General features: G+C 70.2%; 27 protein-coding genes. 9 read left to right on the forward strand and 18 right to left on the reverse strand.

Annotation, left to right across the window (positions count from 1 at the left end; translation table 11 throughout):
* Window positions 1-193 precede the first annotated feature (193 nt).
* A complete protein-coding gene (locus ACIQD6_RS10805) occupies window positions 194-409 on the forward strand; it encodes a dodecin (protein WP_401880561.1) in 216 nt (71 codons plus the stop codon).
* A gap of 85 nt (window positions 410-494) precedes the next feature.
* Here ACIQD6_RS10805 and ACIQD6_RS10810 read toward each other — a convergent pair whose 3' ends face one another.
* The 5 genes from ACIQD6_RS10810 to ACIQD6_RS10830 form a co-directional block, all read right to left on the reverse strand.
* On the reverse strand, window positions 495-983 hold the full coding sequence (locus tag ACIQD6_RS10810; protein WP_401880563.1) for a hypothetical protein: 489 nt from the start codon (window positions 981-983) through the stop codon (window positions 495-497).
* Between the two features lie 130 nt (window positions 984-1,113).
* On the reverse strand, window positions 1,114-2,031 hold the full coding sequence (locus ACIQD6_RS10815) for an NADP-dependent oxidoreductase (protein ID WP_401880810.1): 918 nt from the start codon (window positions 2,029-2,031) through the stop codon (window positions 1,114-1,116).
* A 303-nt stretch (window positions 2,032-2,334) separates the two neighbouring features.
* Window positions 2,335-3,081 carry a succinate dehydrogenase/fumarate reductase iron-sulfur subunit gene (locus ACIQD6_RS10820; protein ID WP_401880564.1) on the reverse strand — a complete coding sequence of 249 codons (747 nt, stop codon included), beginning with the start codon at window positions 3,079-3,081 and terminating at the stop codon, window positions 2,335-2,337.
* Window positions 3,078-5,057, reverse strand: coding sequence for a fumarate reductase/succinate dehydrogenase flavoprotein subunit (locus tag ACIQD6_RS10825; RefSeq protein ID WP_401880566.1), 1,980 nt, complete (start codon window positions 5,055-5,057; stop codon window positions 3,078-3,080). The genes ACIQD6_RS10820 and ACIQD6_RS10825 overlap by 4 nt, the downstream gene beginning before the upstream one ends.
* 1 nt (window position 5,058) lies before the next feature.
* On the reverse strand, window positions 5,059-5,766 hold the full coding sequence (locus ACIQD6_RS10830; RefSeq protein ID WP_401880568.1) for a succinate dehydrogenase: 708 nt from the start codon (window positions 5,764-5,766) through the stop codon (window positions 5,059-5,061).
* Between the two features lie 82 nt (window positions 5,767-5,848).
* Here ACIQD6_RS10830 and ACIQD6_RS10835 point away from each other — a divergent pair, with 82 nt between their 5' ends.
* Complete coding sequence (locus ACIQD6_RS10835) at window positions 5,849-6,841, forward strand: LysR family transcriptional regulator (RefSeq protein WP_401880570.1); 993 nt, start codon at window positions 5,849-5,851, stop codon at window positions 6,839-6,841.
* A 65-nt stretch (window positions 6,842-6,906) separates the two neighbouring features.
* Here the strand turns inward: ACIQD6_RS10835 and ACIQD6_RS10840 are convergent, their stop codons facing one another.
* The 4 genes from ACIQD6_RS10840 to ACIQD6_RS10855 all read right to left on the reverse strand — a co-directional run bounded on the left by ACIQD6_RS10840 (window position 6,907) and on the right by ACIQD6_RS10855 (window position 11,775).
* A complete protein-coding gene (locus ACIQD6_RS10840) occupies window positions 6,907-9,078 on the reverse strand; it encodes a putative bifunctional diguanylate cyclase/phosphodiesterase (RefSeq protein ID WP_401880572.1) in 2,172 nt (723 codons plus the stop codon).
* On the reverse strand, window positions 9,075-9,887 hold the full coding sequence (locus ACIQD6_RS10845; protein ID WP_401880573.1) for an SAM-dependent methyltransferase: 813 nt from the start codon (window positions 9,885-9,887) through the stop codon (window positions 9,075-9,077). Before ACIQD6_RS10845 ends, ACIQD6_RS10840 begins: the two co-directional genes overlap by 4 nt.
* Window positions 9,888-10,106: 219 nt before the next feature.
* Window positions 10,107-11,087 (reverse strand): SCO0930 family lipoprotein, encoded by a 981-nt coding sequence (locus ACIQD6_RS10850; protein WP_401880575.1) that lies wholly within the window; start codon window positions 11,085-11,087, stop codon window positions 10,107-10,109.
* Between the two features lie 301 nt (window positions 11,088-11,388).
* The gene (locus tag ACIQD6_RS10855; protein WP_401880577.1) at window positions 11,389-11,775 is read right to left on the reverse strand and encodes a hypothetical protein; all 387 of its coding nucleotides are present in this window, start codon (window positions 11,773-11,775) and stop codon (window positions 11,389-11,391) included.
* A 138-nt stretch (window positions 11,776-11,913) separates the two neighbouring features.
* Here ACIQD6_RS10855 and ACIQD6_RS10860 point away from each other — a divergent pair, with 138 nt between their 5' ends.
* Together ACIQD6_RS10860 and ACIQD6_RS10865 are read left to right on the forward strand one after the other, a co-directional pair.
* Entirely contained in the window at window positions 11,914-12,681 is a 768-nt protein-coding gene (locus ACIQD6_RS10860; RefSeq protein WP_401880579.1) for a hypothetical protein, read from the forward strand.
* Between the two features lie 319 nt (window positions 12,682-13,000).
* Complete coding sequence (locus tag ACIQD6_RS10865) at window positions 13,001-13,534, forward strand: hypothetical protein (RefSeq protein WP_401880581.1); 534 nt, start codon at window positions 13,001-13,003, stop codon at window positions 13,532-13,534.
* 169 nt (window positions 13,535-13,703) lie between these two features.
* On the opposite strand, the gene ACIQD6_RS10870 is transcribed toward ACIQD6_RS10865, so the two are convergent.
* On the reverse strand, window positions 13,704-14,189 hold the full coding sequence (locus tag ACIQD6_RS10870) for a hypothetical protein (RefSeq protein ID WP_401880583.1): 486 nt from the start codon (window positions 14,187-14,189) through the stop codon (window positions 13,704-13,706).
* A 310-nt stretch (window positions 14,190-14,499) separates the two neighbouring features.
* Here ACIQD6_RS10870 and ACIQD6_RS10875 point away from each other — a divergent pair, with 310 nt between their 5' ends.
* Window positions 14,500-15,162, forward strand: coding sequence for a class F sortase (locus ACIQD6_RS10875; RefSeq protein ID WP_401880584.1), 663 nt, complete (start codon window positions 14,500-14,502; stop codon window positions 15,160-15,162).
* Window positions 15,163-15,196: 34 nt separating this feature from the next.
* Here the strand turns inward: ACIQD6_RS10875 and ACIQD6_RS10880 are convergent, their stop codons facing one another.
* On the reverse strand, window positions 15,197-16,036 hold the full coding sequence (locus ACIQD6_RS10880; RefSeq protein WP_401880585.1) for a polysaccharide deacetylase family protein: 840 nt from the start codon (window positions 16,034-16,036) through the stop codon (window positions 15,197-15,199).
* Between the two features lie 276 nt (window positions 16,037-16,312).
* On the opposite strand from ACIQD6_RS10880, the gene ACIQD6_RS10885 reads away from it, so the two are divergent.
* Window positions 16,313-16,774, forward strand: coding sequence for a universal stress protein (locus ACIQD6_RS10885; protein ID WP_401880587.1), 462 nt, complete (start codon window positions 16,313-16,315; stop codon window positions 16,772-16,774).
* 97 nt (window positions 16,775-16,871) lie between these two features.
* Here the strand turns inward: ACIQD6_RS10885 and ACIQD6_RS10890 are convergent, their stop codons facing one another.
* Window positions 16,872-18,068 (reverse strand): CapA family protein, encoded by a 1,197-nt coding sequence (locus ACIQD6_RS10890; protein ID WP_401880589.1) that lies wholly within the window; start codon window positions 18,066-18,068, stop codon window positions 16,872-16,874.
* Window positions 18,069-18,333: 265 nt separating this feature from the next.
* Here ACIQD6_RS10890 and ACIQD6_RS10895 point away from each other — a divergent pair, with 265 nt between their 5' ends.
* Window positions 18,334-18,912 (forward strand): sigma-70 family RNA polymerase sigma factor, encoded by a 579-nt coding sequence (locus tag ACIQD6_RS10895; protein ID WP_401880590.1) that lies wholly within the window; start codon window positions 18,334-18,336, stop codon window positions 18,910-18,912.
* Here ACIQD6_RS10895 and ACIQD6_RS10900 read toward each other — a convergent pair.
* Window positions 18,849-19,064 (reverse strand): zf-HC2 domain-containing protein, encoded by a 216-nt coding sequence (locus ACIQD6_RS10900; RefSeq protein WP_401880812.1) that lies wholly within the window; start codon window positions 19,062-19,064, stop codon window positions 18,849-18,851. The genes ACIQD6_RS10895 and ACIQD6_RS10900 overlap by 64 nt on opposite strands.
* A gap of 126 nt (window positions 19,065-19,190) precedes the next feature.
* Between ACIQD6_RS10900 and ACIQD6_RS10905 the strand changes: the two genes are divergently transcribed.
* Window positions 19,191-19,703 carry a hypothetical protein gene (locus tag ACIQD6_RS10905; RefSeq protein WP_401880592.1) on the forward strand — a complete coding sequence of 171 codons (513 nt, stop codon included), beginning with the start codon at window positions 19,191-19,193 and terminating at the stop codon, window positions 19,701-19,703.
* A gap of 87 nt (window positions 19,704-19,790) precedes the next feature.
* Here the strand turns inward: ACIQD6_RS10905 and ACIQD6_RS10910 are convergent, their stop codons facing one another.
* The 4 genes from ACIQD6_RS10910 to ACIQD6_RS10925 all read right to left on the reverse strand — a co-directional run bounded on the left by ACIQD6_RS10910 (window position 19,791) and on the right by ACIQD6_RS10925 (window position 23,766).
* A complete protein-coding gene (locus ACIQD6_RS10910; RefSeq protein ID WP_401880594.1) occupies window positions 19,791-20,981 on the reverse strand; it encodes a sensor histidine kinase in 1,191 nt (396 codons plus the stop codon).
* The gene (locus tag ACIQD6_RS10915) at window positions 20,978-22,507 is read right to left on the reverse strand and encodes a cation acetate symporter (protein WP_401880596.1); all 1,530 of its coding nucleotides are present in this window, start codon (window positions 22,505-22,507) and stop codon (window positions 20,978-20,980) included. The genes ACIQD6_RS10910 and ACIQD6_RS10915 overlap by 4 nt, the downstream gene beginning before the upstream one ends.
* Window positions 22,504-22,866, reverse strand: coding sequence for a hypothetical protein (locus tag ACIQD6_RS10920; RefSeq protein WP_401880814.1), 363 nt, complete (start codon window positions 22,864-22,866; stop codon window positions 22,504-22,506). Before ACIQD6_RS10920 ends, ACIQD6_RS10915 begins: the two co-directional genes overlap by 4 nt.
* 150 nt (window positions 22,867-23,016) lie before the next feature.
* Window positions 23,017-23,766, reverse strand: coding sequence for a LytR/AlgR family response regulator transcription factor (locus ACIQD6_RS10925; protein WP_401880598.1), 750 nt, complete (start codon window positions 23,764-23,766; stop codon window positions 23,017-23,019).
* A 120-nt stretch (window positions 23,767-23,886) separates the two neighbouring features.
* On the opposite strand from ACIQD6_RS10925, the gene ACIQD6_RS10930 reads away from it, so the two are divergent.
* Window positions 23,887-24,546: a zf-HC2 domain-containing protein gene (locus tag ACIQD6_RS10930; protein ID WP_401880600.1), complete on the forward strand. Its 660-nt coding sequence runs from the start codon at window positions 23,887-23,889 to the stop codon at window positions 24,544-24,546.
* 97 nt (window positions 24,547-24,643) lie between these two features.
* Here ACIQD6_RS10930 and ACIQD6_RS10935 read toward each other — a convergent pair whose 3' ends face one another.
* On the reverse strand, window positions 24,644-25,510 hold the full coding sequence (locus tag ACIQD6_RS10935; protein WP_401880602.1) for an Fpg/Nei family DNA glycosylase: 867 nt from the start codon (window positions 25,508-25,510) through the stop codon (window positions 24,644-24,646).
* Between the last annotated feature and the right edge of the window lie 30 nt (window positions 25,511-25,540).

A 25,540-nucleotide genomic window follows, 5' to 3' on the forward strand; every position in this document is an offset into this window, starting at 1 on the left:
AAAGGGCATCCCACGAGAGGGGGCCACTTCCCGCCCCGCGCCTCGCGGAGCGCCGCGGGGTGGGGCACGGTGGAGTGACGAGCCGGACATTGGCGATGTCTGGCGACATCCATGACATACGAGAAGTAAGACGTGTGCGTACGAGATGTACGAGACGTGCGAGATGGATGAAACGCGCGAAGGAGAGCGACTCATGTCCCACCACACCTACCGGGTCACGGAGATCGTCGGCACCTCCCACGAGGGGATCGACGACGCCATCCGCAACGGCATCAACCGGGCGTCCCAGACGCTGAGAGGCCTGGACTGGTTCGAGATGACGGAAGTCCGCGGCCATATCGTCGACGGCGACATCGAGCACTACCAGGTGGGTCTGAAGCTCGGTTTCCGCCTGGAGGAGGGCATCTGACAGGCCGTAGCAGGACGGTACGGGCGGCGGTGCGGTACGGGCGGTGCGGTACGTCAGGACCCGCGGGCCACTGCGGTGCCGGCCCTCAGGTGCGGCCCTCGCGCTCCTGCGCGTCTTTGAGGACCTGTGACGTACTGGCCCAGCGCGCCCGTATGACCCTGAAGCCCGCACGCTCGGCCGCGACGCAGACCAGTTCGTCGTCGTCCACCAGCATCCGGATCTCGCGGCCCCCGGCCAGCTCGCGCAGGATTTCCAGCTTGGTGTTCCGCGCGGGCCGCCGGTCGTTGTCACGGCGCATCCAGACCCGCCCCTCGGGCAGACCGTGCGCCGCCAGCCAGGCCAAGGTGTCCTTGCGGCAGCGCTCCGGGCGGCCGGTGAGGTAGGTGACCTCGCAGCTCTCCGCCGCCTCCGCCGCCAGCCGTACGCCCTCGGCGAGAGGGGGGTCCTGCCCGGCCGCGCCGAAGAAGCCCTTCCAGTCCCGGGGACTGCACTCCAGGAAGTGCTGGCGGTGACCCGTCTCAGCAAGGGTTCCGTCGAGATCGAATACGGCCAGCGGCCTGCTGCTCTTCGTCACATCCGCCAGCCTAGATCAGTGAGTTGTGGCATGTTCGGATCGCGATGAGAGTTCCGGGCACGCCTGAGGCCCCGGCCGACGTCCGGCCGGGGCCTCTCGCGGTCCTTCGGGCCTCAGCGGGCTCCCGCTCTCACACACGCACGATGATCTTGCCCTGCGCGTGTCCGGACTGGCTGAGTGCGAAGGCGTCCGCCAACTCCTCCAGGGGGAACGTCCGGGCCACCGGGACCGTGAGCTTGCCGTCGTCGGCGAGTTCGCCCAGTGCGGTGAGGTCGGCGCTGTCCGGGCGCACCCACATCCACCGGCCGCCCGCCCCGATGACGGAGTCGTCGGCGATCGAGGCGTGACGGCCGCCTTCGCCCAGAACCGCCAGGGTCGCCTCCAGGACCCCGCCGACGAAGTCCGCGACGACGGTGACCCCGGAGGGCGCGAGGGCACGGACCCGGTCCGCCAGGCCCTCTCCGTATTCGACGGGCTCGGCCCCGAGGTCCCGCAGCCGGTCGTGGTTGGCGCGGGACGCGGTCGCGATGACCCGCGCCCCGAGCGCGCGGGCTATCTGAACGCCGAGTGAACCCACTCCCCCGCCCGCGCCGTGGATGAGCACGACGTCTTCCGGGCCGACGCCGAGCCGGGTCAGCAACTGGTAGGCGGTGAGCCCGGCCAGCGGGAGGCCTGCGGCCTGGTCCCAGCTCAGGGACGCGGGCTTACGCGCGAGAGCCCGGACCGGCACCGTGACCAGCTCCGCGAAGGTGCCACCCTGCACATAGTCCTTGCGGGCGTAGGCGATGACCTCGTCGCCGACGGCGAACTCCGGCGCGTCGATGCCGGTCTCCTCGACCACGCCGGCCACGTCCCAGCCGGGGATGACGGGGAAGAAAACGTCCATGAGCCCGTCCAGGCCACCGGACATCAGCTTCCAGTCGACCGGGTTGACCGAGGCGGTACGCACCCGTACGAGGACCTCACCGGGACCCACCTTCGGCCGGGGCCGCCGCGCCAGGGACAGCACATCGGGCGCGCCGTAGCTCTCGTAGACCATTGCCCGCATCGTGCCGTTTCCCCCGGCGCCGCTTCCGTCGGCGACGCTTCCTTCGGCGCTGTTTCCGTCAGTGCTGTTTCCGTCAGTGCTGTTTCCGTCGGTGCTGTTTCCGTCGGTTCGTGTCACGGCCATGCTCTCTTTCCGTACGTCAGCCGGGCGGGGCGGCAGGCAAAGCGGTCGTCTCCCGCCAGGTCCTGACCGGGCCAGGACCACCTGCCCGCCGACCCTAACGCTGCGCGAAGTACCGGATGCGCTGGGGTACGGGACCGCGCGGAGCCGCCGTACATGCTTCAGGTCCTGTCCGGACAGGACCTAACGCGCGACCTTACGGGCCGCCCGCAGCCACTCCTTGTTCATCGCCGCGATCGACGGCAGCGGAATGCCCTTCGGGCACGCGGTGGCGCACTCGCCCGCGAGCGTGCAGCCGCCGAAGCCCTCCTCGTCCATGGTCGCGACCATGTCGAGGACGCGGGTCTCACGCTCGGGCGCGCCCTGTGGCAGCACATTGAGGTGATTGACCTTGGCCGAGGTGAAGAGCATCGCCGAGCCGTTGGGGCAGGCCGCGACACAGGCGCCGCAGCCGATGCACTCCGCGTGTTCGAAGGCGAAGTCGGCGTCGGGTTTGGGGACCGGGGTGGCGTGGGCCTCGGGCGCGGCGCCGGTGGGGACGGTGATGTAGCCGCCGGAGCCGATGATCCGGTCGAAGGCGGTACGGTCCACCACGAGGTCCTTGACCACCGGGAAGGCCCCGGCCCGCCAGGGCTCGACGTCGATGGTGTCGCCGTCGTCGAAGTGCCGCATGTGGAGCTGGCAGGTGGTGGTGCGTTCGGGGCCGTGGGCGTCGCCGTTGATGACGACGCCGCAGGCTCCGCAGATGCCTTCGCGGCAGTCGTGGTCGAAGGCGACCGGTTCCTCGCCCTTGAGGATCAGCTCCTCGTTGAGGGTGTCGAGCATCTCCAGGAACGACATGTCCTCGGAGATGCCGTCGATGCCGTAAGTGACCATGGCGCCGGGGGTGTCGGCGTCCGGCTGGCGCCAGACGCGCAGGGTGAGCCTCATGCGTAGCTCCGCTGAGTGGGGTGGACGTACTCGAAGACGAGGTCTTCCTTGTGCAGGACGGGCGCCGCGCCGGTCCGGGTGAACTCCCAGGCCGCCGCGTACGTGAACTCCCCGTCGCGGCGCGCCGCTTCGCCGCCCTCGGTCTGTGACTCCTCACGGAAGTGGCCGCCGCAGGACTCGGCGCGGTGCAGGGCGTCGAGGCACATCAGCTCGGCGAGTTCCAGGTAGTCGACGATGCGATTGGCCTTCTCCAGCGACTGGTTGAGCTGCTCGCCGGTGCCCGGCACCTTGATCCGGCGCCAGAACTCCGCGCGGATCTGCGGGATCCGGTCGAGCGCCTTGCGCAGGCCTTCCTCGGTACGGGCCATCCCGCAGTGTTCCCAGAGGAGTTCGCCGATCTCCTTGTGGAAGGAGTCGGGCGTGCGGTCGCCGTCGACGGCGAGCAGCAGCCGCAGCCGGTCCTCGGTCTCGGCGACGGTTTCCTCGACAGCCGGGTGGGAGTCGTCGATCTCGTCGTGGTGCGGATGACGGGCGAGATAGTCGTTGATCGTGGAGGGCAGGACGAAGTAGCCGTCGGCCAGGCCCTGCATCAGGGCGGACGCGCCGAGCCGGTTGGCCCCGTGGTCGGAGAAGTTGGCCTCGCCGATCGCGAACAGGCCGGGAATCGTGGTCTGGAGGTCGTAGTCGACCCAGAGTCCGCCCATCGTGTAGTGGATCGCCGGGTAGATACGCATCGGCGCCTCGTACGGGTTCTCGGCGGTGATCCGCTCGTACATCTCGAAGAGGTTGCCGTACTTCTCCTCGACCGCCTTGCGGCCGAGCCGGGCGATGGCGTCGGCGAAGTCGAGATAGACGCCCTGGCCGCCGGGCCCGACACCGCGTCCTTCGTCGCAGACGTTCTTCGCCGCGCGCGAGGCGATGTCACGCGGGACGAGATTCCCGAAGGCGGGGTAGATCCGCTCCAGGTAGTAGTCGCGTTCGTCCTCGGGGATCCCGGCCGGCGGACGCCGGTCGCCGCGCGCCTTCGGCACCCAGATCCGGCCGTCGTTGCGCAGCGACTCACTCATCAGCGTCAGCTTGGACTGGTGCTCGCCGGAGCGGGGGATACAGGTGGGGTGGATCTGGGTGAAGCAGGGGTTGGCGAAGTGCGCGCCACGCCGGTGCGCCCGCCAGATCGCCGTCGCGTTGCTGTTCTTGGCGTTGGTCGAGAGGTAGAAGACGTTGCCGTAGCCACCGGAGGCGAGGACCACCGCGTCCGCGAAGTAGGTGCAGATCCTGCCGGTGATCAGGTCGCGGGCGACGATGCCCCGGGCCCGTCCGTCGATGACGATCAGGTCGAGCATCTCGGTACGGGGGTGCATCTCGACGGCGCCGGCGGCGATCTGCCGTGACAGTGCCTGGTAGGCGCCGAGGAGCAGTTGCTGGCCCGTCTGGCCGCGCGCGTAGAAGGTACGGGAGACCTGCACGCCGCCGAAGGAGCGGGTGTCGAGGAGTCCGCCGTACTCCCGGGCGAAGGGCACGCCCTGGGCGACACACTGGTCGATGATCTCGACCGAGACCTCGGCGAGCCGGTGGACGTTGGACTCGCGGGCCCGGAAGTCGCCGCCCTTGACGGTGTCGTAGAAGAGCCGTTGGACGGAGTCGCCGTCGTTGCGGTAGTTCTTGGCGGCGTTGATGCCGCCCTGGGCGGCGATGGAGTGGGCGCGGCGGGGCGAGTCCTGGTAGCAGAACTGGACGACGTGGTAGCCCTGTTCGGCGAGCGTGGCGCCGGCGGCGCCGCCCGCCAGCCCCGTACCGACGACGATCACGGTGTGCTTGCGGCGGTTGGCGGGGTTCACCAGCTTGGCCTCGAAGCGGCGCCGGTTCCAGCGCTCGGCGACGGGGCCGTCCGGGGCCTTGGTGTCGGCGATCGGCTCGCCGAGGGCGTACGCGCTGTAGTCGGCGTAGTCGGGATAGTCGGTGGGTTTGTTCTTCATGTCAGCTCACCACTCCGGTCATGACGGCGACAGGTACGGCGACGAAGCCCGCGGTCAGCACCAGCGCCAGCACGTTGGCGGTGGCCTTGAGGACGCGGTCGCGGGTGGCGTTGCCCACGCCGAGGGTCTGCGCGGCGCTCCAGAAGCCGTGCCGGATGTGCAGGCCGAGGGCGAGCATCGCGACGATGTAGATGACGTTGCCGTACCAGGTGGAGAAGGTGTCCACGACGTTCTGGTACGGGCGGCCGGACTGGAAGCCGCCCGTGTGCACGGTGCCGGTCGTCAGGTCGAGGATGTGCCAGACGATGAACAGGGCGAGGATGATCCCGCCCCAGCGCATGGTGCGGGTGGCGTAGCTCGCGCGCGGTCGCTTGTGTACGTACTTGCTCGGGCGGGCGGCGAGGTCGCGGCGGCTCAACTGGTAGGCGCAGACGCCGTGCAGGACGACGGCGACGACGAGGCCGACTCGTACGATCCAGAGCGCCCACTCGTAGTGCAGCATGGGCTCGCCCATGGTCCGTAGCCAGTGCGCGTACTCGTTGAAGGCGTCGAGCCCGAAGAAGATCTTCAGGTTGCCGTACATGTGCGCGACCAGATAGCCGAGCATGATCAGGCCGGTCACGGCCATGACCGTCTTCTTCCCGACCGTCGATACCCACAGGGTGCGGGTCAAGGACGGCCGTCGGTCCGTCCGCGTTGCCAGAGCCATGAACAGAACGCTAGGTCTCGGCGGCTCAGAGGTCCAAGACATGGTCCGGCTCATATCCATAGCCTGCGCCTATCATGGAGGCATGCAGTTCCAGCAGCTTCTCTACTTCGTGGCCGTCGCCGAGACCAGGCACTTCACGCGCGCCGCCGAGCGTGTCCATGTCTCGCAGCCGTCGCTGTCGCAGCAGATCAGGGCGCTGGAGAAGGAGTTGGGGGCCGAGCTGTTCAGCCGGGCCCGGGGCAATGTGGCGCTCACCGACGCAGGTGAGGCACTGCTCCCGCTGGCCCGGCGCATCCTCGCCGACACCGAGACCGCCCGGCACGAGGTACTGGAGCTGGTGCAGCTGCGGCGCGGCCGGGTCAGGCTGGGGGCGCCACCGAGTCTGTGCACGGGGCTGCTGCCCGAGGTGCTGCGCGCCTTCCACGATCTTCACCCGGGCATCGAGCTGCTGATCGAGGAGAGCGGTTCGCACGATCTGGTACGGGAGCTGGCGCGCGGCGCGCTGGATCTCGCGCTGGTGGTGATGCCCCTGCCGGCCGCCTCCCCCGCGCTCACCACGGTCGAGCTGCTGCACGAGGATCTGGTCGTGGTCTCCTCGGCCGCCTCACCCGCCCCACGGCGCCCGGTCCGGATCGCCGACCTGGAGGGCGAGCCGCTGGTGATGTTCCGGCACGGCTACGACCTGCGCGAGCTGACGGTGGCCGCCTGCCGGGCCGAGGGGTTCGAGCCGTCGTTCACCGTGGAGGGCGGCGAGATGGACGCCGTCCTCGGCTTCGTACGGGCCGGTCTCGGCCTGGCGGTCGTACCGAGCATGGTGGCGGCGCGGGCCCGCGATCTACGGGTCACCGCCCTGGCCCGGCCGGGGCTGCGCCGTACGATCGCGCTCGCGCACCGCAGCGATGTCGCCCCGCCGCGCGCCGCCCGCGAACTTCAGAAGGTGCTGCTGTCCACCCAGGCCGGGGCCCGGACCACAGCCGGATCCGCAGCCGGGACCCGGACCGCAGCCGGATCCCGGGACCCGGCAGAAGCCGGGGCCCGGGCCCGGAAAACACCGCGGCCGAACCGGACGGAGTGAACCGGTCGACCGGATCGCACAGGACCCGGGTGTACGGCGATACGCGCGCCGGCACGGACGACGGATCAGACGGCGTCCGCGAGCGACAGCGAACGAAGCTGCTCGGGCGGCCCCGGTCTGGCGTAGTACCAGCCCTGTGCGGTGTCGCAGCCGAGCCGCCGCAGATGCTCCGCCTGTGCCCCGGTCTCCACACCCTCCACCGTCACGGCCAGCTCCAGGCTGTGGGCGAGTGAGACGATCCCCTCCACGATCTTCAGGTCGACCGGATCGGCCGGATGCTGCTGCATGCCCTGGGTGAAGGAGCGGTCCAGCTTCAGTACGCTCACCGGCAGCCGGCGCAGGTTGGCCAGGTTCGAGTAGCCGGTGCCGAAGTCGTCCAGCGCGATGTCCACGCCCATCTCGGCGAGTTGGCGCAGCGGTTTCAGCAGATCCTCGTCGGCGCCGATCAGCGCCGATTCGGTGACCTCCAGGCAGAGCGATCCCGGCGGGAGGCCGATCCGGTCGAGCACCTCGACCGTGTCGGTGACCAGTCCGGGGTGGTGCAGCTGGGTGGGCGAGAGGTTCACATTGATCCGCGGCGGTGCGCCGGGCGTCCCTTCCGGCAACTGCTCCTGCCAGGCCATGGCCTGCCGTACGGACTGTTCCAGCACCCAGCGGCCGAGCGGCACGATCAGCCCGGTGTGCTCCGCGAGCGGGATGAACCGGTCGGGGCCGAGAACGCCGTGCTGCGGATGCGACCAGCGCACCAGCGCCTCGGCACCGTGCACCGTGCCGTCGCCCAGGTGCACCAGCGGCTGGTACTCGATGAAGAACTCGCCGCGTTCCAGGGCGGCCGGCAGCGCCGTGGTCAGTCCGTGCCGGGTGATGGCGCGGGCGTCGGCCTCCGCGTCGGCCACCTCGTAACGGTTGCCGCCCGCCGCCTTGGCCCGGTACATGGTGATGTCCGCGCTGCGCAGCACCTCCGCGGCGCTGCGCTCGGCGGCGAGCCCCTCCACGATGCCGACGCTGCCCCGGACCGTGAACTCCCGGCCGTCGAGCCGGACCGTGTGGGACAGCGCGCCGAGGATCCGGGAGGCGAGATCGGTCGCGCCGCTCTCGGTGCCCGGCCCGGTGGTCAGCGCGACGAACTCGTCGCCGCCCAGCCTGGCCACCATCTCGCCCGGCGCCGTGGCACAGCTCTGGAGCCGGTCGGCGACCTCGACCAGCAGCCGGTCCCCCGCCGCGTGGCCGAGGCTGTCGTTGATCGCCTTGAAGCCGTCGAGGTCGAGATAGCAGAGGCCGAAGCGCGCGCCCTCGTCCGCGGCGAGAGTCTTCTCCAGCCGTTCGAAGAACAGTGTCCGGTTGGGCAGTCCGGTCAGGGCGTCGTGGGTGGCCTCGTACCTCAGCCGCAGATTGAGCAGCCGCCGCTCGGTGGTGTCCTCCATCAGCGCCAGCTGGTACTGCGGGGCACCCTCGGCGTCCCGCAGCAGCGAGAGCGTCAGATTGGTCCAGAGCACCGTGCCGTCGTTGCGGTAGAACGGCTTCTCGACACGGAAGTGCTCGCGCTCTCCCTGGATGAGTTCGCCGTACATGCGCCAGACGTGGGGCCCGTCCTCGGGATGGACCCACTCGCTCACCTTGCGGCTGCGGACGTGATGCTCCAGCCCGCCGAACATCTGGGTGAGCGTGTCGTTGACCTCCAGCACGTTGCCGTCGAGGTCGGCGATGCCGATACCGATGGCCGCGCCCTCGAACACCGCGTGGAAGCGGGCCTCGGTGGCGTGCAGCGCCACCTCGGCCTCGCTGCGCGCGGCGAGCGCGGAGCGGGCGATGGCCTCCTGCTCGGCGAGGGTCCGCTCGCGCAGCGCATGGGCGAAACCGGCCGCGAGCACGTGCTGGAGGCGCGAGCAGCGGGCCCGGCACTCCTCCGCGGGCAGGTCCTCCGTACCGCAGTACAGCACCAGATAGGAGTCGATGACGCCGAGCGTACGGCTCAGGGCGTCGGGGTCGGTGCAGTTGGCCGCCACGAGGTCGGCCCCGACTCGCCCGGCGGGTGTGGTGTCGAAGTGACGCGCGTGCAGCGCCTCCTTCAACTCCCGTGCCAGCGGAGTCAGATGTGTTTCGAACTCGGGGCGCGTCAAGGACGTGGCTGTCGACGGGAAGATCGCCCGGCTCCAGATCGTCGCGAAACGCCTGAGTCTGTCCTCCGGGCCGTCCGGGTCCGCCCCGGAGCCCGTCGCCTGCGCCGGAATCCTCACGCCTTGCGTCCCACTCCGGCGAAGCCCGAGTAGGCGTACGGATCTTCCTGGGAGGCGGGGCAGTCGGGCCGCCAGTCCGGCATGGACACCAGGCCGGGCGCGACCATCTGGAAGCCGTCGAAGAACCGTGCCGTCTCCTCGCGGCTCCGCATCACCAGCGGGTTGCGGATCTCCCTGTAGACGTCGACCGCGCCGCCCGCCTGCTCCTGCGGGAGCGGGACACCGTCGTACGAGGCGTGGGTGAGGATGACCAGGCTGCCGGGCGCGAGTGCGTCCCGCAGCTCGGCCACGGCCTTGTACGGCTCGTCCTCGTCCTCCAGGAAGTGCAGTACGAAGACGAGGAGCAGCGCCACGGGCCGGTCCAGGTCGAGCAGTTGGAGAGTCTCGGGACTGTCCAGGATCTGGCGGGGCTTGCGGAGGTCCGCGGCCAGGATGGCGGCGTTGTCGTTGCCGGCGAGGACCGCCTGGCTGTGGGCCACCGCGACCGGGTCGTGATCGATGTAGAGCACCCGGTTGTCGGGGTGGGCGGCCTGGGCGACTTCATGGACATTGCCGTAGGTCGGAATGCCGGATCCGATGTCGAGAAACTGGGAGATGCCTTCGTCCACCGCGAATTTCACCGCGCGGCGCATGAACGCGCGGTTCGTCTTCATGATCGTGGGAAGTCCCGGCATGAAACCCATCGCCCGGCGTGCGGCTTCCCTGTCCACCTCGAAATTGTGCGAACCGCCCAGATAGTAGTCGTAAATGCGGGAAACGCTTGGCATCGATATGTCGATGCCCTGCGGGGCCCAGGCGGGACGCTCCATCGATGTCTCCAACAAGTCGCCACGGAGTCACGGCCGTGTACACGGCCGGTTGTTCGAGCCGAGGCTACTGATCGCCCGCCAAGAGAGCGAGCCCAAACGGAAATTAACGATCCGTTCTTGGTCACACGTCTTGGTCACACGTCAACGGCACATGCAACCGGTCCGCCGTCACACGGGGGCGTGACGGCGGACCGGTGGGCCGGAGCGTGGGCGTGGGGACTACTTGGACGCTCCGACCAGCTCATTGTCGGGGGAGACGGCGTACCAGGTGCCGCCGACGCCCTGACCATTGGTGTCGCCCGGCTTTTTGTCACCGGCGAAGGTGTAGATCGGCGAGCAGTTGAGGGTCTGCTGCTTGATTCCGTCGGGACGGTCGAAGGTCACAAAGCCCTTCGTGGTGACGCCTTCGACATCGTTCTTGGCGACGGGAGCGACCACCGGCCACTTGTCGAGGCAGGCTCCGGTGCAGGCCGTCTTCATGGGCCAGGCGGTGTCCTTGGTGAACCGGTAGACCGTCATTCCCTTCGCGTCGACCACGATGTCACCGAGCTTGGGGTCCTTGCGGACCGACAGGCCCGCGAGGTCGGCCGGGCTGCCGCCCGAGTCGGAGCCCTCGGCGGAGGCCTTCTTGCCGTCGGGCGCCGAGGCGAACCATGTGCCGCCCACACCCTGGCCGTTGGCGTCGCCGGCGCTGGCGTCCTTGGCGTAGCGGTACATCGGCCAGCCGTCGATGGTGAGTTGCTTGGTGCCGTCGGCGCGGGTGACCTCGCCGAGCAGCGCGGCGTCGGTGCCGGCCGGGGCCTTGGCGTCGCCCGCCTTGACGACCGGCCAGGTCTTCTCGCAGTCACCCACGCAGTTCGACTTGGGCGGGCTCGGCGTGTCCTTGTCGAAGCGGTAGAGCGTGAACCCCTCGCTGTCGGTGACGACCTTGCCGAGCTTCTTGCTGTCGAACACGGCGAGTTGCCCCGCCGGCTTGGCCGCGGCGGCCGCCGCCCCTGTCGCTCCTGCTCCTGCTCCCGCGCCCGCGCCGGAGCCGTAGTCGGTGTCGCCGTAACCGGCGGAGCCGGGCTGACCGGCCGGTGAAGCCGCCCCGACAGACTGTCCGTTGGTGTTGGTGCCTGGGTCCTGACCGCACGCCGTCGTCAGGGCCAGTACGGCCGCCGCGGTCACCGCGAGCGAGGCGTTCCGCCAGGTGTTCATGTCAACTCCTGTTGTCAGTGACTCCAGTTGAGGCGCTCGACTGCGCCGCCGTTCATAGCCCTCAATACGGGTCCGGGTGCACGTAGCGTTCAACGCGGCCGAAAAAAACTTCTGACGGACCCCTCACAGGGACCGCCAAATACCCTCGTCCGAGGGAATTTGAAGTACTTCAGGCATGATCTGACCGGATCGGGACCAAGCTCCTGCCCGTGTATGGATCGTTCGTCGGACGGCTGTTGGCAGCCTCCGCACTCATAGCGCTGTCGGCCACTTCCACGCCCGCCTCGGCCCACAGCTGTGCCTACGCCTCCATCGGTCCCGGTGGTTCGGTCTGGGCGGTGGCCGTGGCGGGCAGCGGCGACTGCCGGCCGACCCCGACTCCGACTCCGACTCCTCCCCGGCCGTCCGAGTCCCCGCCCGAACCGACGCCCTCTCCTACGCCACCGGCATCTCCGGAACCGACGCCTCCGGAACCGCCGAAGCCTCCGAGGCCGTCGCCACCGAGGCCGCCGAGCGTCGAACCGGAGCCGCCGGCACCACCGCCGCGGGCCCGGCCGGCCCCTCGCCCGCCCAGGGTGACACCGCCGCCGACGCCAGCGCCCGAGCCGCCGCCGCCTGCGCCGAGCCCGAGGCCGAGCCGTCCGTCGCCGACTCCGTCCGTCGACCCCACGCCACCCCAGGTGGCCATGCCCGCGTACCACAAGGCACCCCGCAAGCAGCCCAAGAGCGGCACCTCGCCGGTTCTCCTGATGCTCCTGATCACGGCCCCGGCCGTGCTCGCCGCGGCCGTATTACGCCCCCGTTCCCGCTGACCGACGGAGACCTCATGTCGGAATGGCTCGTTCTGAGCATCGCTCTGGCCGCTGTCTGCGCGGTCGTCATCACCACCGTCATCGTCAACCACCGTCGTATCGACGAGGACGACGACGATCCCTCCGAAACCCCTGACGTCATGGACTACATGACGATGATGATCGGCGTGGTCTACGCGATCGTGCTGGGCCTCGCGATCGCCGGCGTCTGGGAGGCGCGGGGCGCGGCCCAGGAGTCCGTACGCCAGGAGGCCCAGGCCCTCCACGAGATCCGCGAGCGGGTCCAGGTCTACCCGGCCGACGCCAGGAACCGGATCCGCTCCGACGTGGACGCCTACGTCTCGTACGTCGTCCACACCGAGTGGCCGCACATGTCCGAACACGAGGCACTCGACCCGAAGGGCACGCGGCTGTTCGATCAGCTCCGCCGCGACGTCACCCAGCACGTGCCGCGGACGGACCTGGAGGGCCAGGCGTACCAGCCGCTGCTCGACCAGGTGGCCGCCGCCGACGACGCCAGAGGCTCCCGTGGGGAGAACGCGGGCGCCACCATGCCCGGCGTCGTCTGGGCCGGCCTCATCGGCGGCGCCCTGGTCACGGTGGGGATGATCTTCGTGCTCCAGATCCGCCGCACCTTCCGCGAGCTCCTGCTGGCGGGACTCTTCAGCGTGCTGATCGCCTTCCTGCTCTTCCTCATCTGGGACTTCGACGCCCCCTACGGCCGCGGTATCGGCGCGACGACGGCCCCGTTCCTCGATCTCTTCCCGCAGATCCGTTCGTGACGTCCGGTTCCGACGTCCGGTCCTGACGTTCGGTTCCGACGTCCGGTTCTGACGTTCGGTTCCGACGTCGGCCCGTGACACCGGGCGGTGGCCTCGGCCCGTGACGCCGGGTCATGTTCCCTGCCATGCCTTCGGCCATGACACCGGGGCGTGGCCCGGCACGGGTGTCCGCCGCCCGGGGGACACCCGTGCCCCATTCGCCCGTCAGCGATCGCGGGTGTGATAGGGCGCTCCTAGCGTTTCCGGCATCGAGGCGCATCCCTTGTCCTTTGTGGAAAACGGTTCCGCAGCTGCTCCTCGGGGACCCGGAGGATTGACCATGCGCGCGATACGTGCCGCATCCGCCGCTCTGCTGGGAGTGGCCGCACTCGCACTCACCGCCCCCACGGCGGCGGCCGCGGTCAACGGCGGAAGCACGCAGTTCGGATACACCGTCACCCCCTCCACCGTCGCGCCAGGAGGCAGGGTGACCCTGTCCGTCACCAACTGTGCCTCGTCCGCCACCGCCTCCTCCGCGGTCTTCGACACCGTCACCGTCCCGTCAGGCAGATCGGCCACCGCCACGGTGGACTGGGACGCCAAGCCCGGCGCGTCGTACCGGGTGACCTTCTCCTGCAACGGCACGACGGGTACGAGGACGCTCACCATCGCCCGCGCCCCGTCGCCGACCGGGGCGGTGACGCCCACGGCCAGTTCCACCTCGATTCTGCCCGCGGGTGTCCAGGGCGGTCTCGGCGGCAGCGTCGGCGGCGTGAGCGCCGCGGAGATGGTCGCCGGTACCGCACTGGTGGTCGCGGCGGCCACCGGAACCATCTACACCGTCCGTCGGCGGGCTGACGCCCGCGGACACTGACGCGGCTCACCACCGCGCGTCGCGCCCGTCGCCCCGAGTCCTCTGCCAGGACTCGGGGCGACGGGCGTCTGGGGGCACTCGCGATGTCGGGGCGCTCACGGAGTCGACCGGGGCGGGACGGGCGGACAAGAGCGGCGAGGTCATGGGCGACCGGGGCACGGGCGACCGGTCAGACCCGCACACCGGTCAGACGGCGACGCCTCGCGAGGAACAGCGAACCACCCGCGGCGGCCATGACGACGAGCCCCCCGCCGAACGCCATCTCCGTCGAGCTGGGACCGACGGAACCACCGAGGCCGCCGAGCGCACCGCGTCCGGCGAGCACCTCGAACTGGTGCGTCGCGACTCTGGGGTTGTCGCTGCACCGCACGGCCAGGTTGTAGCGGCCGGGCGTGGCGTTGTCATGGATGCGGGCCGTGGCCGTGGAGTGTCCCGAGGCGTTCACCGACAGCTCCGCCCTCGAGAAGGCGTTGGACGTGACGGTGCCTCCGTGGCCGCAGCCCCGGACGGAGATCTCGATCCGGCTGCCCTGGTGGACCGAGAACGGGTTGACGGTGACATTGGTCGGACCGTTGCTGGCGCCGGCCAGCGGGGCGGAGAGCGCCACGGCCGCGCAGGCGGTCGCGGTCACCGCGAGAGCGCGTGAAGCACGCATCGTTGAACCTCCAGCGGAAGACGCCCCAAAGCGGTGCTCCGGGAAATTCGACGAGTACGCCTTCCATGACGAACCCTCACCGGATGATCCAATCGCCGCATTTCGGCACTGGTCCACCCCGGTGAGGCGACACGCCGAGGAACGCGCCTCCGCCTGACGGAGCCGCAGGTCACAGACCGTCAGAAGTTTTTGTACGCCGCCTACTCGGATGGGCCATCGCGGCGGGACCGGCCACCCGTTCGCCCGCCAGTGATCGCCACCGGGACGGTCCGCGCTTAGCGTGCCCCCAGGTGCCCACGAAGGGAGAACCATGGGCCAGGACCACAGCGCCCAGCAGTCGAGGAAACGCTCTCCCTGGGGCGTACTGGCTCTTGTCATGCTTACCGGCCTGGCGATGATGCGGAACGGGGTGGACACACCGCTGGGGCCCCCGCAGCCGGCGGCGGCCGCCTCGCTGGACAACCAGGCCGACCCGGCGGTGGCCGCCACCGTGCCCCTCCCGGTCGTGAAACCGCTGCCGTACGCGCCGATGTCCCGGGTACGGATCCCCGCGATCAAGATCGACGCACCGGTCGTGGACGTGGGGCTCGACCAGAACGGCTGGATCGCGGCCCCGCCGCCGCAGGACCCCAATCTGGCGGGCTGGTACCAGAACGGCGTCGCCCCCGGCCAGCGTGGCACAGCGGTGGTCGTCGGGCATGTCGACAACAAGGGCGGGCCCGCGGTGTTCTTCGGGCTCGGCTCGCTGGAGAAGGGGCAGCACGTCGAGGTGAGCCGCTTCGACGGCCGGACAGCGGTGTTCGAGATCTACGGCGTCGAGGTCTTCTCCAAGAACGGCTTCCCCGGACCTCAGGTCTACGGCGACACCGGTCACGCCGAACTCCGGGTGATCACCTGCGGCGGCACCTATTCGAAGGCGAACGGCTACGACGGGAATGTCGTCGTCTTCGCCCGGCTGGTCAAGACCCGCTGACCAGCCGGGAGCGGGGCGGGCGGGGCGGCCCGGCTCAGCGGTGCGGTACGGCGATGCGGTAGCCCTCGTCCAGCAGCTGCGGCAGATAACGGCGCAGCGCCGCCACGCTCTGCGTACGGTCGCCGCCCGCGTCGTGCGAGAGGATGACGACCCCGGGGCCCGCCCCGTCCAGCACCCTGCTGACGATGCTGTCCGCCGGAGGAGGCGGGGTGGTCCAGTCGTGACTGTCGACGGTCCAGGCGAGCGGTTCCATGCCCAGTTCGGCGCCGAGTTCGAAGGAGTGCCGGTTCCAGGCGCCGTAGGGCGCGCGGTACCACAGGGGTGCGGTGCCGATGGCCTTCTCGATGGCCTCGCTGGTCCGCTCCATCTCGCTGCGGATCTCCGACCTGGCGAGTTTCGTCATCCGCGGGTGCGACCAGGTGTGGTTGCCGATCACATGCCCGTCGTCGGCGATCTCCCGCAGCAGATCGGGGCTCGATTCGACCATCTCCCCGCAGACCAGGAACATCGCGCGCACGTCGTGCTCGCGCAGGGTGCGCAGGATGCCGGGCGTGTAGGCGGGGTCGGGCCCGTCGTCGAAGGTGAGCACCATGGTGTGACCCAGCTCGGGGAACTCCAGGAAAGGCACCTGACGTACCGGGGGCGGGTTCCTGCGGCTGCCGGGCAGTACGACTTCCGTCATCGGATCCAGCCGGTACGCGGAGGGCCTGAGGGCCGCGGCCGCCTTCGGCCCCGCCGCCGGAGCCGGAGCCGGGGGGCGGCCCGGCGTGCCGGCCTGACCCGCGGTCAGGATCCGGGCGGTGACGGCGGCGCCGAGGCAGGCCGCGATCCGAAGGACGGTACGGCGTCCCGGAACCAGCTGATCGTTTTTCATGATTAATAGCTCGCACGGGGGATGCTCCGTGCCGCTCAGCAACACCGGCAATCCGGGGTAATGCACCCGATGGGATGAGCTGTGCCGGGGCGAGGAACCAAGCCCTGCTCCGGTGGAACAGCGGTGCGCCGGTGGAACGGTGGCGCTCCACCGGTGGCGCCCCTGTGTTCGATGGCCCGACGGTCGTCGGCCCAAGACTCCGCAGAGGCCCGGCACGGACCGCCCCGAGGGACACCGCCCGCGAGCTGTGCTTCAGGAGCGGATAGCCTGCCTGCCGTGACTGAGCAGCAGCCCACTCAATTCGAACGCGGAACCGACGGCCCCAAGGTGATCGTCGCCGGTGTGGACGGATCACAGTCCTCTTTCCGCGCGGCCGCGTACGCCGGCGGCCTCGCCAGGCGGCAGAACGCGCTGCTCGCCATCGTCTATGTGCAGCCGGTACTGCCCGCGGGCGCCGCCCTCGGCGCCCCGGTCGCGGAGACGACCGGGGAGATCGCCGAGGCGCTGGTGGCGGAGCTCCGCGTGGCCATAGAGCGGGTCAGGGATGTCTGGGACGTCCGCTGGGAGTTCCACACCTTCCACGGCGACCCGTACAACGGGCTGGTCAGCGCTGCCGACGAACTGAAGGCGGATGCCGTGGTGGTCGGCGCCTCGGAATCGGCGGGGCACCGGTTGATCGGATCGGTGGCGGTACGGCTGGTCAAGGCCGGGCGCTGGCCGGTCACGGTCGTCCCGTAGCCGTAGTGGTGCCATAGCCGGAATCGGAACCGACACCCCGAACCGCAACCAGCACGGCACCGGCACCCGAAACGGCGTCGAGTCCCTCCGCGGCGCACTACCTCGCCATGGACAGGCCGTCGACCGCCGCGCCACGGCTGAGCACCGCCGCGCTGATCTCCTCCTGGACCTCGCTGTAGTCGTCCCGGTCGGGATCCTCGCGTACGGCCTCCGGCAGATTGACCACGCGCATGGTCCCCAGATCCATCATCTGCGGGATGAACTCGGCCCTCTTCACCGGCCAGCGCTCCCCCTTCACCGCGGGCGGCTCGAAGGTGAACCGGCCGATCGAGCCGTGGTTGCCGCGCGAGTCGAGCTCGCCGTCGTCGTTGGTCATGGTGCCGGCGATCTGGTCACCCATCCCGTAGATGATCCAGACGCCGTTGACCTGCTCGTACGCCTGGGGTACATGGGCGTGGGTGCCGAGGATCAGATCGATGTCGGGCCGGCCGCCCGTGCGGGACGCGGTGAGCTTCCTGCCGAGATCGAGCTGGTCCTCGTCGGGGGCCGTCTGCCACTCGGTGCCCCAGTGGACACTCACCACGACGACATCGGCGCCGGCCTTCCGGGCCGCGCGGGCATCGGCGATGATCTTCCGCTCGTCGGTGAGGGAGACCGCCCAGGGCTGTCCGTCGGGCAGTGAGGAGTCGTTGGTGCCGTAGGTGTACGCGAGTTGGGCGACCTTGGCGGCGCCCGCCGTCATCAGGGCGGGGCGGGCGGCCTCTGCGGCCGAGCGGGCCGAGCCCGCGTGTTTGACGCCCGCCTTGTCGAGGGCGTCCAGGGTGCGGCGCACGCCCTCGGATCCGTCGTCCAGGGCGTGGTTGGAGGCCGTGGAGCAGGAGTCGTAGCCGGTGTCCCGCAGGCCCTGCGCGATCTGGGGCGGTGATACGAAGTCGGGGTAGCCGCTGAACGGGCCGTTCTCCTCCCCGTACACGGTCTCCATGTGACAGATCGCCACATCGGCGCCGGACACCACCGGCTTCACGGCGGCGAGCATCGGAGCGAAGTCGTAGCCGTCCCCGCCCGCGTCGATGTTGGCCTGCCTGATGACGGACTCGTGCGGCAGGACATCGCCGGAGGCGACGAGTGTGAATCCGCCGGGTGGCTCCGCGCCCTCCGCCGCGGCGGGCCCCGCGGCGCCCTGGTGCGGCGCCCGGTCGGAGGCGGGGATCCGCTCGGGTCCGGCGCAGGCCGCCGCCGTTCCGATGAGCAGCGCCACAGCAGCCACCACTCCTTTGCGCATACGTTTCGTCATCGGCCAGGCTCCGTTTTTCCGGGGATACCGTCCCGATGAATCCATATAGTCGCATAAATGGATGTCAAGTAACCAAGCCGACAAGAGCCCCCAAAGGGCCCAAACGCCTCGGCCGGACCGTTCACCGCACCGCTCGCCGCAGTGAGCGACCGCTCGTCGCAGACCTCTGTGCGCCGCCTGTCCTCAGGCGTCGCTATGCGTTCGGATACGCCGGGTGGCGCGATCTCGCCACGACAGCGATCCCGGCGGGGAAAGGGCGTTCACGATGACCACGGCTACGTCAACGGAGACGGCCGACGAGCGGGTTCTGGCGGAGCTTCAGCGTGAACACGGACCCGCCCTGCTGAACTTTCTGCTCGGGCTGACGTACGGCGACCGGCAGCGCGCCGAGGATCTGCTCCAGGAGACGCTGGTACGTGCCTGGCAGCACCCCGAGGCGTTCGACGGGCCCTTCGACTCCATGCGGCCCTGGCTGTTCACCGTCGCGCGCAGGCTGGCGATCGATGCCCGCCGGTCCCGGATGGCGCGGCCTCCGGAGGTCAGCGACGGGATCCTCGCCGCCACCCCCGATCCGGAGGACCATACGGAGAGCACGGTCGCGGTGCTCGACGTACGGGAGGCGGTGAGGGCCCTCAGCCGCGAACACCGTGCGGTGCTGGCGCAGATCTACTTCCGCGGGCTGAGCGTGGACGAGACCGCGCGGGTACTGGGGATCCCGCCCGGCACGGTCAAGTCCCGCTCGTACTACGCCCTTCGGGCACTGAGCCGGTCCCTGCCCGGCTACAGCAGGTCGTCCTCGTCGAAGAGCGCGAGCAGCGACGGCACTTCGGCCACCTCCAGATAGGCGGCGCCGCACGGGTCACAGCCGGCCAGATGGTCCACGACCCGAAGGTCCTCCTCGGGCGCGAGCGCTCCCAGCACATAGGCGCCGAGGAGCGGCCGTACATGTGGGCCGCAATCGGCCGTTCCAGCATCGGTCGCGTCACCGTCGGCCACACCCGTCACAATCCGCTCCCGTCCGCCGTCCGATCCTGCCCTTCTGGCCACGCGCGGCGGTCTCCGCCGGTTCAATGCTCCCTGAAGCACGCTTCGGAGGAAGAAACAAAGGAAGGCGGAAAAGCGATGCGTCCGGACAGTACCGAAGGGGCTGATGGTGGTGATCTGCTGGTGCCGATGGCATGGATGTACGCCGAATACCTCGCCGACGAACTGCTGCGCACCGGCGATCTCATGCCGCCCACGACGCTCGAGTACCGGGCGGGCCGGGACGCGCTGGCCCTGACCATTTTCCTCACCGACGGCTCGGTGGGCGGCCCGCGGATGGTGGCGCACATGGAGGAGTGGCGCTCCCTCACCGCGTACGGGACCTGCTGGCAGGAGTGGGTCTGCGGGCGCCTCGACCGTCTTGAGGCGGTCGCCTTCGAGGCCGGCACGCGCAGCCGTGACCCGGACCTGGAGCTGGCGGGCGCGGCCTGGCGGTGGCTGGAGGAGACGGAGTTGCTGGCGCCGGATCTCGACGCGGTGGGACCGGCGGGCGACGACCCGTTCGGGACCGGCGAGGAGGGACCGCAGGTGTGGACGCCGGCCTGGCAACTGGGCCTGCCGCTGGGGCATCTGGCGATCCATCTGTTCTGATGCCCCGTCCGATTCCGAAGCGGCGCAGTGGCCGCGCCGCGGGAATCGTCCGTCGTTGACGGTTCGTCCGTCGTGGCGGTTCGTCCGTCACGTGCCGTGCACACCCGCGCGGTACTTGGGGATCCGTACCGTGATCTTCATTCCGGCTGCGACGCCCGTCTCGATGACCAGGCCGTACGCGTCCCCGTACACCTGGCGCAGCCGTTCGTCCACATTGAGCAGCCCGATTCCGGTGGACACGCCGCCCTCGCCGCGCAGAATCCGGCGCAGCCGGTCCGGCTCCATGCCGACCCCGTCGTCCTCGATCACCACCTCGGCCTCGGCTCCGGCGTCGAGTGCGCTGATGGTGATACGGCTTGTGGTGGAGGCCCCTTCGAGCCCGTGCTTGACCGCGTTCTCGACGAGCGGTTGCAGACAGAGGAACGGCATGGCGACGGGCAGCACCTCCGGTGCGACCTGAAGCGTGACCGAGAGCCTCTCGCCGAACCGGGCCCGGACGAGAGCCAGATACTGGTCGATGGAGTGCAGTTCGTCGGCGAGCGTGGTGAAGTCACCGTGACTGCGGAACGAGTAGCGGGTGAAGTCGGCGAATTCCAGCAGGAGTTCACGGGCTCGCCCGGGGTCGGTGCGGACGAACGAGGCAATGGCGGCAAGCGAGTTGAAGATGAAGTGCGGGGAGATCTGGGCGCGCAGCGCCTTGATCTCGGCCTCGATCAGCCGGGTGCGGGAGCGGTCCAGCTCGGCCAGTTCCAGCTGTACGGAGACCCAGCGCGCGACCTCGCCCGCGGCGCGGGCCAGAACGGCCGACTCGCGCGGCGCGTAGGCGACGAGAGTGCCGAGCACCCGGTGGTCGACGGTCAGCGGGGCGGCCACGCCCCAGCGCAACGGACAGTCGAGGTCGTCGCAGCCACTGGCGAAGGCCGTACCGCGGCCGCTGCCGAGCAGTCCGTCGACCTGTTCCATCACGTGTGTGCCGTGGTGCTCGCCGAGACCGTCCCAGGCGAGGACCCGCTCGCGGTCGGTGAGGCACAGCGCGTCGGTGCCCAGCAGGGACCGCAGCCGGTGGGCCGCCTTGCGGGCGCTCTCCTCGGTGAGACCGGCCCGTAGCGGAGGCGCGGCGAGCGAGGCGGTGTGCAGGGTCTCGAAGGTGGCGTGTTCGACGGGGGTTCCGACGTCGCTGATCCGCTCGGGGCGCGCGGTGCGGCGGCCGAGCAGGAAGCCGCCCGCCAGCAACAGCGGGCCGAGGACGATGAGTACGGCGAAGGCCTCCCCACTCATCGCGTACGCCCCGTACTGCCGCCGGTGCCGCCCGCGCAGTCCGGGCCGGCGCGGCCGCCCGGCATCAGGGCCTCCGGCAGATGGAAGCGCGTCATGGCGGCGTTGGTGCCGGGAGGTATCCGGTCGGGCGTGGCGAGGGACACCAGGATCATCGCGAGGAAGCCGACCGGCACCGACCAGACGGCGGGCCAGGCGAGCAGCGCGTGCGGCCAGCCGGACCGTACGGTCCCGCTCACCGTGATCATCGTGGCCGCGAACGCGAGACCGCCGCCGAGGAGCAGCCCGGCGACGGCACCGGGCGGGGTGAGCCGCCGCCACCAGATGCCGAGCACCAGCAGCGGGCAGAACGACGACGCGGAGACCGCGAAGGCCATGGCCACCGAGTCGGCCACGGGCATTCCGCTGACCAGCAGCGATCCACCGAGCGGTACGGCCATGGCGAGCGGCGTGGCCAGCCGGAAGTGCCGTACGCCGCGCGACGGGAGGACATCCTGGGTGAGGACTCCCGCGACGGCCATGGTCAGGCCGGAGGCCGTGGAGAGGAACGCGGCGAAGGCCCCGCCCGCGACCAGCGCGCCGAGCAGGTCTCCGCCGAGTCCGCCGATCGCCCGCTCGGGCAGCAGCAGTACGGCGGCGTCGGCGTCTGTGCCGTACGGGAGTTCGGGTACGTACAGCCTGCCCAGAGCGCCGTAGACGGGCGGCAGCAGATAGAACGCGCCGATCAGCGCCAGCACGACGACGGTGGTGCGGCGCGCGGCCCGGCCGTTGGGGCTGGTGTAGAAGCGGACGACGACATGGGGCAGCCCCATCGTGCCGAGGAAGGTCGCCACGATCAGTCCGTAGGTCGCGTACAGCGGATGGTCGGCGCGTCCCGCGACGGCGGCCGTCACATCGAGATCGGCACCCGGGCGGTCGTCGCCCTGCCAGGCCAGCAGCAGGAAGAGGGCGGGGACGAGCAGCGCGGTGAGCTTGAGCCAGTACTGGAATGCCTGGACGAAGGTGATGCTGCGCATGCCGCCCGCGGCGACCGCCACCACCACGACCAGCGCGACGAGCACCCCGCCGAACCAGTCGGGCGCCCCGGTGAGGATCTTCAACGTCATTCCCGCGCCCTGGAGTTGGGGCACCAGGTAGAGCCAGCCGGCTCCCACCACGAACACGCTCACCAGTCGGCGCACCGGACGGGATTCGAGCCGTCCCTCGGCGAAATCCGGGAGGGTGTACGCCCCCGAGCGGCGCAGCGGGGCGGCGACGAAGACCAGGAGGACCAGATAACCGGCGGTGTAGCCGACCGGGTACCAGAGCATGTCCGGACCGTGCAGCAGCACCAGGCCCGCGATGCCCAGGAAGGAGGCGGCGGAGAGGTATTCGCCGCTGATCGCGGCGGCGTTGAGCGCGGGTCCGACCGTACGGGAGGCTACGTAGAAGTCAGAGGTGGTACGGGATATCCGCAGCCCGAAGCCGCCCACGAGCACGGTGGCGAGTACGACGACGACGATGGCCGTCACCGTGTAGCTCTGGCTCACGGGACGGGCCGGCCCTTCACGAGCCGGGCGAAGTCGCGCTCGTTGCGTTCCGCGCGCCGTACGTACCACCAGGCGAGGAGGGTGAGCAGTGGGTAGGCGGCGAAGCCGAGCACAGACCAGACCACCGTCGCGTCGCGGAGCGTGGCGAAGGCGAGCGGCAGTGTGCCGGCGACCAGGACGAGTACGCCGAACGCCGTGAGCCCGGCCCGGAGTTGACTGCGCATCAGAGAACGGACATAGGCATCGCCGAGCGCGGTCTGTTCCTCGATCTCGGCCTGGGCCCGGTAGCGCGGCAGAGGGCGTACGCGACGGGGCTCACCGGTGACGACCTCGCGCCGGGGCGCGGGCTGCCGGGGCATGGACGAGCGAGGCGCCGACGTGCGGGGCGCCGACTGCCGGAACGTGGACGAGCGGGACATGGGCTCTTCCGTCATGGTGCCTCCTCCCCGTCCGGCCGGCCCGGTCGCCCGGAGTGTACGCAGCCCGGCGTCGCGGCGGGAAGGCCCTGGTCAGCGCCCGCCCTGCCGCATCAGCAGATCGCGCAGGGCGCGGGAGTGGCGTCGGCTGACGGCCAGCTCCGCGTCACCGACGCGAACGCTCATCGCGCCCGCGTCCAGGCGCAGTTCGTCGATCCGGGCCAGGGCGACGAGATGGCGGCGGTGGATCCGTACGAACCCGCGGGCCCGCCAGCGCTCCTCCAGCGTGCTGAGCGGGATCCGCACCAGGTGGCTGCCGGTGTCGGTGTGCAGCCGGGCGTAGTCGCCCTGCGCCTCGGCATAGGCGATGTCCTCGACGGCCACGAAGCGGATCACACCGCCCCGTTCGACCGGTATCTGGTCGGTGGGCTGGGCGGGCAGCGGCGCCCGCTCCCCCACCAGTTCCGCGACCCGGCGGACGGCCTCGGCGAGCCGCTCCTTGCGGACGGGTTTGAGGACGTAGTCGACGGCCTTCAGGTCGAAGGCCTGGACGGCGAAGTCCTCGTGGGCGGTGACGAAGACGATCAGCGGGGGCTCGGCGAAGCCGGCCAGCAGCCGGGCGACATCGAGTCCGGTCAGCCCGGCCATATGGATGTCGAGGAAGACCACATCGACGGCGGCGGAGTCGCCTGCGCCCGCGTCGAGCGCGGCCCCGATCCGGCGCAGCGCGTCCGTGGCACCGGTCGCCCCCTCGGCGGCGCGGATCCGCGGATCGGCCCGGAGCAGGTAGAGCAGCTCTTCGAGGGCGGGTTCTTCGTCGTCCACGGCCAGTACACGCAGCATGTGCCGGAGTTTAGGTCCTGCCCGGCCGGTCTTGCGGGCGCGGCAGAGATCGGCCGGACAGGACCTGCATATGCCTTGAATGAATCCGGGCTCCGGTACGTACCAGACATCATGCGGACCTTGGACCTCCATCGCGATGTCGGCGCCTACGCACTTGGCGTGCTCGACGCCCCGGACGCCTTCCGCTTCGAAGATCATCTGATGGAATGCCCGCAATGCACCCTGTTGCTGGCCGACTTCGACGGATTGAAGACACAGCTCGACACGTTCGCCCGGCGGACTCCCGAGGGGATGACGCCGGTAACGGGCGCGGACCCGGAGCTGCTGACCAAGCTGCTCGGCAGTACGGCGGCCGAGCGGCGCAGGGGCCGCAGGCGGCGGTTCGCGCTGGTGGCCGTGGCGGCGGTGCTCGCCGTGGGCGCTCCGCTCGCCGTCCTCAGCGCGTCTTCGCGGCAGGAGGTACTGCTGGCAACTCCCCTGACGGCGCGGTGGGCCGCGTCGGACCGGGCGGCGGGGACATCGGCCGTGGTGACCGTCGTGGAGAGGGACTGGGGGACGGATGTCGGACTCGAACTGGTCCGCCCCGCCGACTCCGGAGTCTGCTCCCTGGTCGCGGTGGGGCAGGACGGGTCGCAGGAGACGGTGACGACCTGGGCTGCCCGTACGGGCAGCAGGAAACCACTGGTCATCCGGGGCGGGGCGGCACTGCGGCGGGGCCAGATCGACCACTTCGAGGTGCGGTGCACGGACGGCGTCAGGCTGGTGGTCATCGGCGGATGACCGGGGTCCGCGCCGCGCGACGTACGGAACCTACCGGCGACGCCGCCCCCCAATTGCCGGTCGGTCTTATTGCCGGTCGGTCTTATTTGAGTCGGTCTTACTTGAGGAGCCGGGACATTCTGCGGTCGGCGAGCAGTTTGCCGCCCGTCTGGCAGGTGGGGCAGTACTGGAGCGAGGAATCGCTGAACGAGACCTCCCGGATGGTGTCACCACAGACCGGGCAGGTCTCGCCGGTACGGCCGTGCACCCGCAGTCCGCTCTTCTTCTCCGCCTTGAGCCGCCCCGCCGCGACCCCGTGCGAGCGCTCGATCGCCTCACTCAGAGTGGACCGCATCGCCTCGTAGAGGACCGTGATCTCCTCCTCGGAGAGGTTCTTCACCGGCTTGAACGGCGACATTTTCGCGGCGTGCAGAATCTCGTCGCTGTACGCGTTCCCGATCCCCGCGATGAGCCGCTGGTCCCGCAGGGCGCCCTTGAGCTGCCGGTGTTCACCGGCGAGCAGCCGGGCGAAAGCGGCGCGGTCGAAGGAGTCGTCCAGCGGATCGGGACCGAGCCGCGCGATGCCGGGGACGTCCGCCGGGGCGCGTACGACGTGGACCGCGAGGCGCTTGGTGCTGCCCGCCTCCGTCAGATCGAACCCGTCCCCCTCGCTGAGCACGACCCGCAGCGCGAGCGGTCCCTTGCCGGGCCGCGGCGGGGCGGCCGGGAACGAGTCCTTCCAGCGCAGCCAGCCCGCGCGGGCGAGATGGATCGCGACATGCAGTCCGGCGTCGCCCGCGACGATGTCGAGGTACTTGCCGTGCCGGGCGACGGAGGTGACCGTGACTCCTTCCAGCGCGGAGACGGGCGGGTCATAGGTCTTGAGGACGTTGACCGTCAGGGGCAGGACGCGGACGATCTCCTTGCCCACCAGCTGGGCGTCGAGGAATTCTCGCAGCGCTTCGACCTCGGGTACTTCCGGCATGCGTCCAGCGTGCCGCAGGCCCCGTACCAC

Source organism: Streptomyces sp. NPDC088400 (assembly GCF_044753355.1).
Taxonomy (GTDB): Bacteria; Actinomycetota; Actinomycetes; order Streptomycetales; family Streptomycetaceae; genus Streptomyces.

Excerpts from the sequence above, each read along its gene's own strand:
- ACIQD6_RS10805 (WP_401880561.1), top strand. The coding sequence starts at position 194 with ATGTCCCACCACACCTACCGGGTCACGGAGATCGTCGGCACCTCCCAC.
- ACIQD6_RS10815 (WP_401880810.1), bottom strand. The coding sequence starts at position 2,031 with ATGCGGGCAATGGTCTACGAGAGCTACGGCGCGCCCGATGTGCTGTCC.
- ACIQD6_RS10820 (WP_401880564.1), bottom strand. The coding sequence starts at position 3,081 with ATGAGGCTCACCCTGCGCGTCTGGCGCCAGCCGGACGCCGACACCCCC.
- ACIQD6_RS10825 (WP_401880566.1), bottom strand. The coding sequence starts at position 5,057 with ATGAAGAACAAACCCACCGACTATCCCGACTACGCCGACTACAGCGCG.
- ACIQD6_RS10830 (WP_401880568.1), bottom strand. The coding sequence starts at position 5,766 with ATGGCTCTGGCAACGCGGACGGACCGACGGCCGTCCTTGACCCGCACC.
- ACIQD6_RS10835 (WP_401880570.1), top strand. The coding sequence starts at position 5,849 with ATGCAGTTCCAGCAGCTTCTCTACTTCGTGGCCGTCGCCGAGACCAGG.
- ACIQD6_RS10845 (WP_401880573.1), bottom strand. The coding sequence starts at position 9,887 with ATGGAGCGTCCCGCCTGGGCCCCGCAGGGCATCGACATATCGATGCCA.
- ACIQD6_RS10850 (WP_401880575.1), bottom strand. The coding sequence starts at position 11,087 with ATGAACACCTGGCGGAACGCCTCGCTCGCGGTGACCGCGGCGGCCGTA.
- ACIQD6_RS10855 (WP_401880577.1), bottom strand. The coding sequence starts at position 11,775 with ATGGCCACCTGGGGTGGCGTGGGGTCGACGGACGGAGTCGGCGACGGA.
- ACIQD6_RS10860 (WP_401880579.1), top strand. The coding sequence starts at position 11,914 with ATGTCGGAATGGCTCGTTCTGAGCATCGCTCTGGCCGCTGTCTGCGCG.
- ACIQD6_RS10865 (WP_401880581.1), top strand. The coding sequence starts at position 13,001 with ATGCGCGCGATACGTGCCGCATCCGCCGCTCTGCTGGGAGTGGCCGCA.
- ACIQD6_RS10870 (WP_401880583.1), bottom strand. The coding sequence starts at position 14,189 with ATGCGTGCTTCACGCGCTCTCGCGGTGACCGCGACCGCCTGCGCGGCC.
- ACIQD6_RS10875 (WP_401880584.1), top strand. The coding sequence starts at position 14,500 with ATGGGCCAGGACCACAGCGCCCAGCAGTCGAGGAAACGCTCTCCCTGG.
- ACIQD6_RS10880 (WP_401880585.1), bottom strand. The coding sequence starts at position 16,036 with ATGAAAAACGATCAGCTGGTTCCGGGACGCCGTACCGTCCTTCGGATC.
- ACIQD6_RS10890 (WP_401880589.1), bottom strand. The coding sequence starts at position 18,068 with ATGACGAAACGTATGCGCAAAGGAGTGGTGGCTGCTGTGGCGCTGCTC.
- ACIQD6_RS10895 (WP_401880590.1), top strand. The coding sequence starts at position 18,334 with ATGACCACGGCTACGTCAACGGAGACGGCCGACGAGCGGGTTCTGGCG.
- ACIQD6_RS10905 (WP_401880592.1), top strand. The coding sequence starts at position 19,191 with ATGCGTCCGGACAGTACCGAAGGGGCTGATGGTGGTGATCTGCTGGTG.
- ACIQD6_RS10910 (WP_401880594.1), bottom strand. The coding sequence starts at position 20,981 with ATGAGTGGGGAGGCCTTCGCCGTACTCATCGTCCTCGGCCCGCTGTTG.
- ACIQD6_RS10920 (WP_401880814.1), bottom strand. The coding sequence starts at position 22,866 with ATGCCCCGGCAGCCCGCGCCCCGGCGCGAGGTCGTCACCGGTGAGCCC.
- ACIQD6_RS10925 (WP_401880598.1), bottom strand. The coding sequence starts at position 23,766 with ATGCTGCGTGTACTGGCCGTGGACGACGAAGAACCCGCCCTCGAAGAG.
- ACIQD6_RS10935 (WP_401880602.1), bottom strand. The coding sequence starts at position 25,510 with ATGCCGGAAGTACCCGAGGTCGAAGCGCTGCGAGAATTCCTCGACGCC.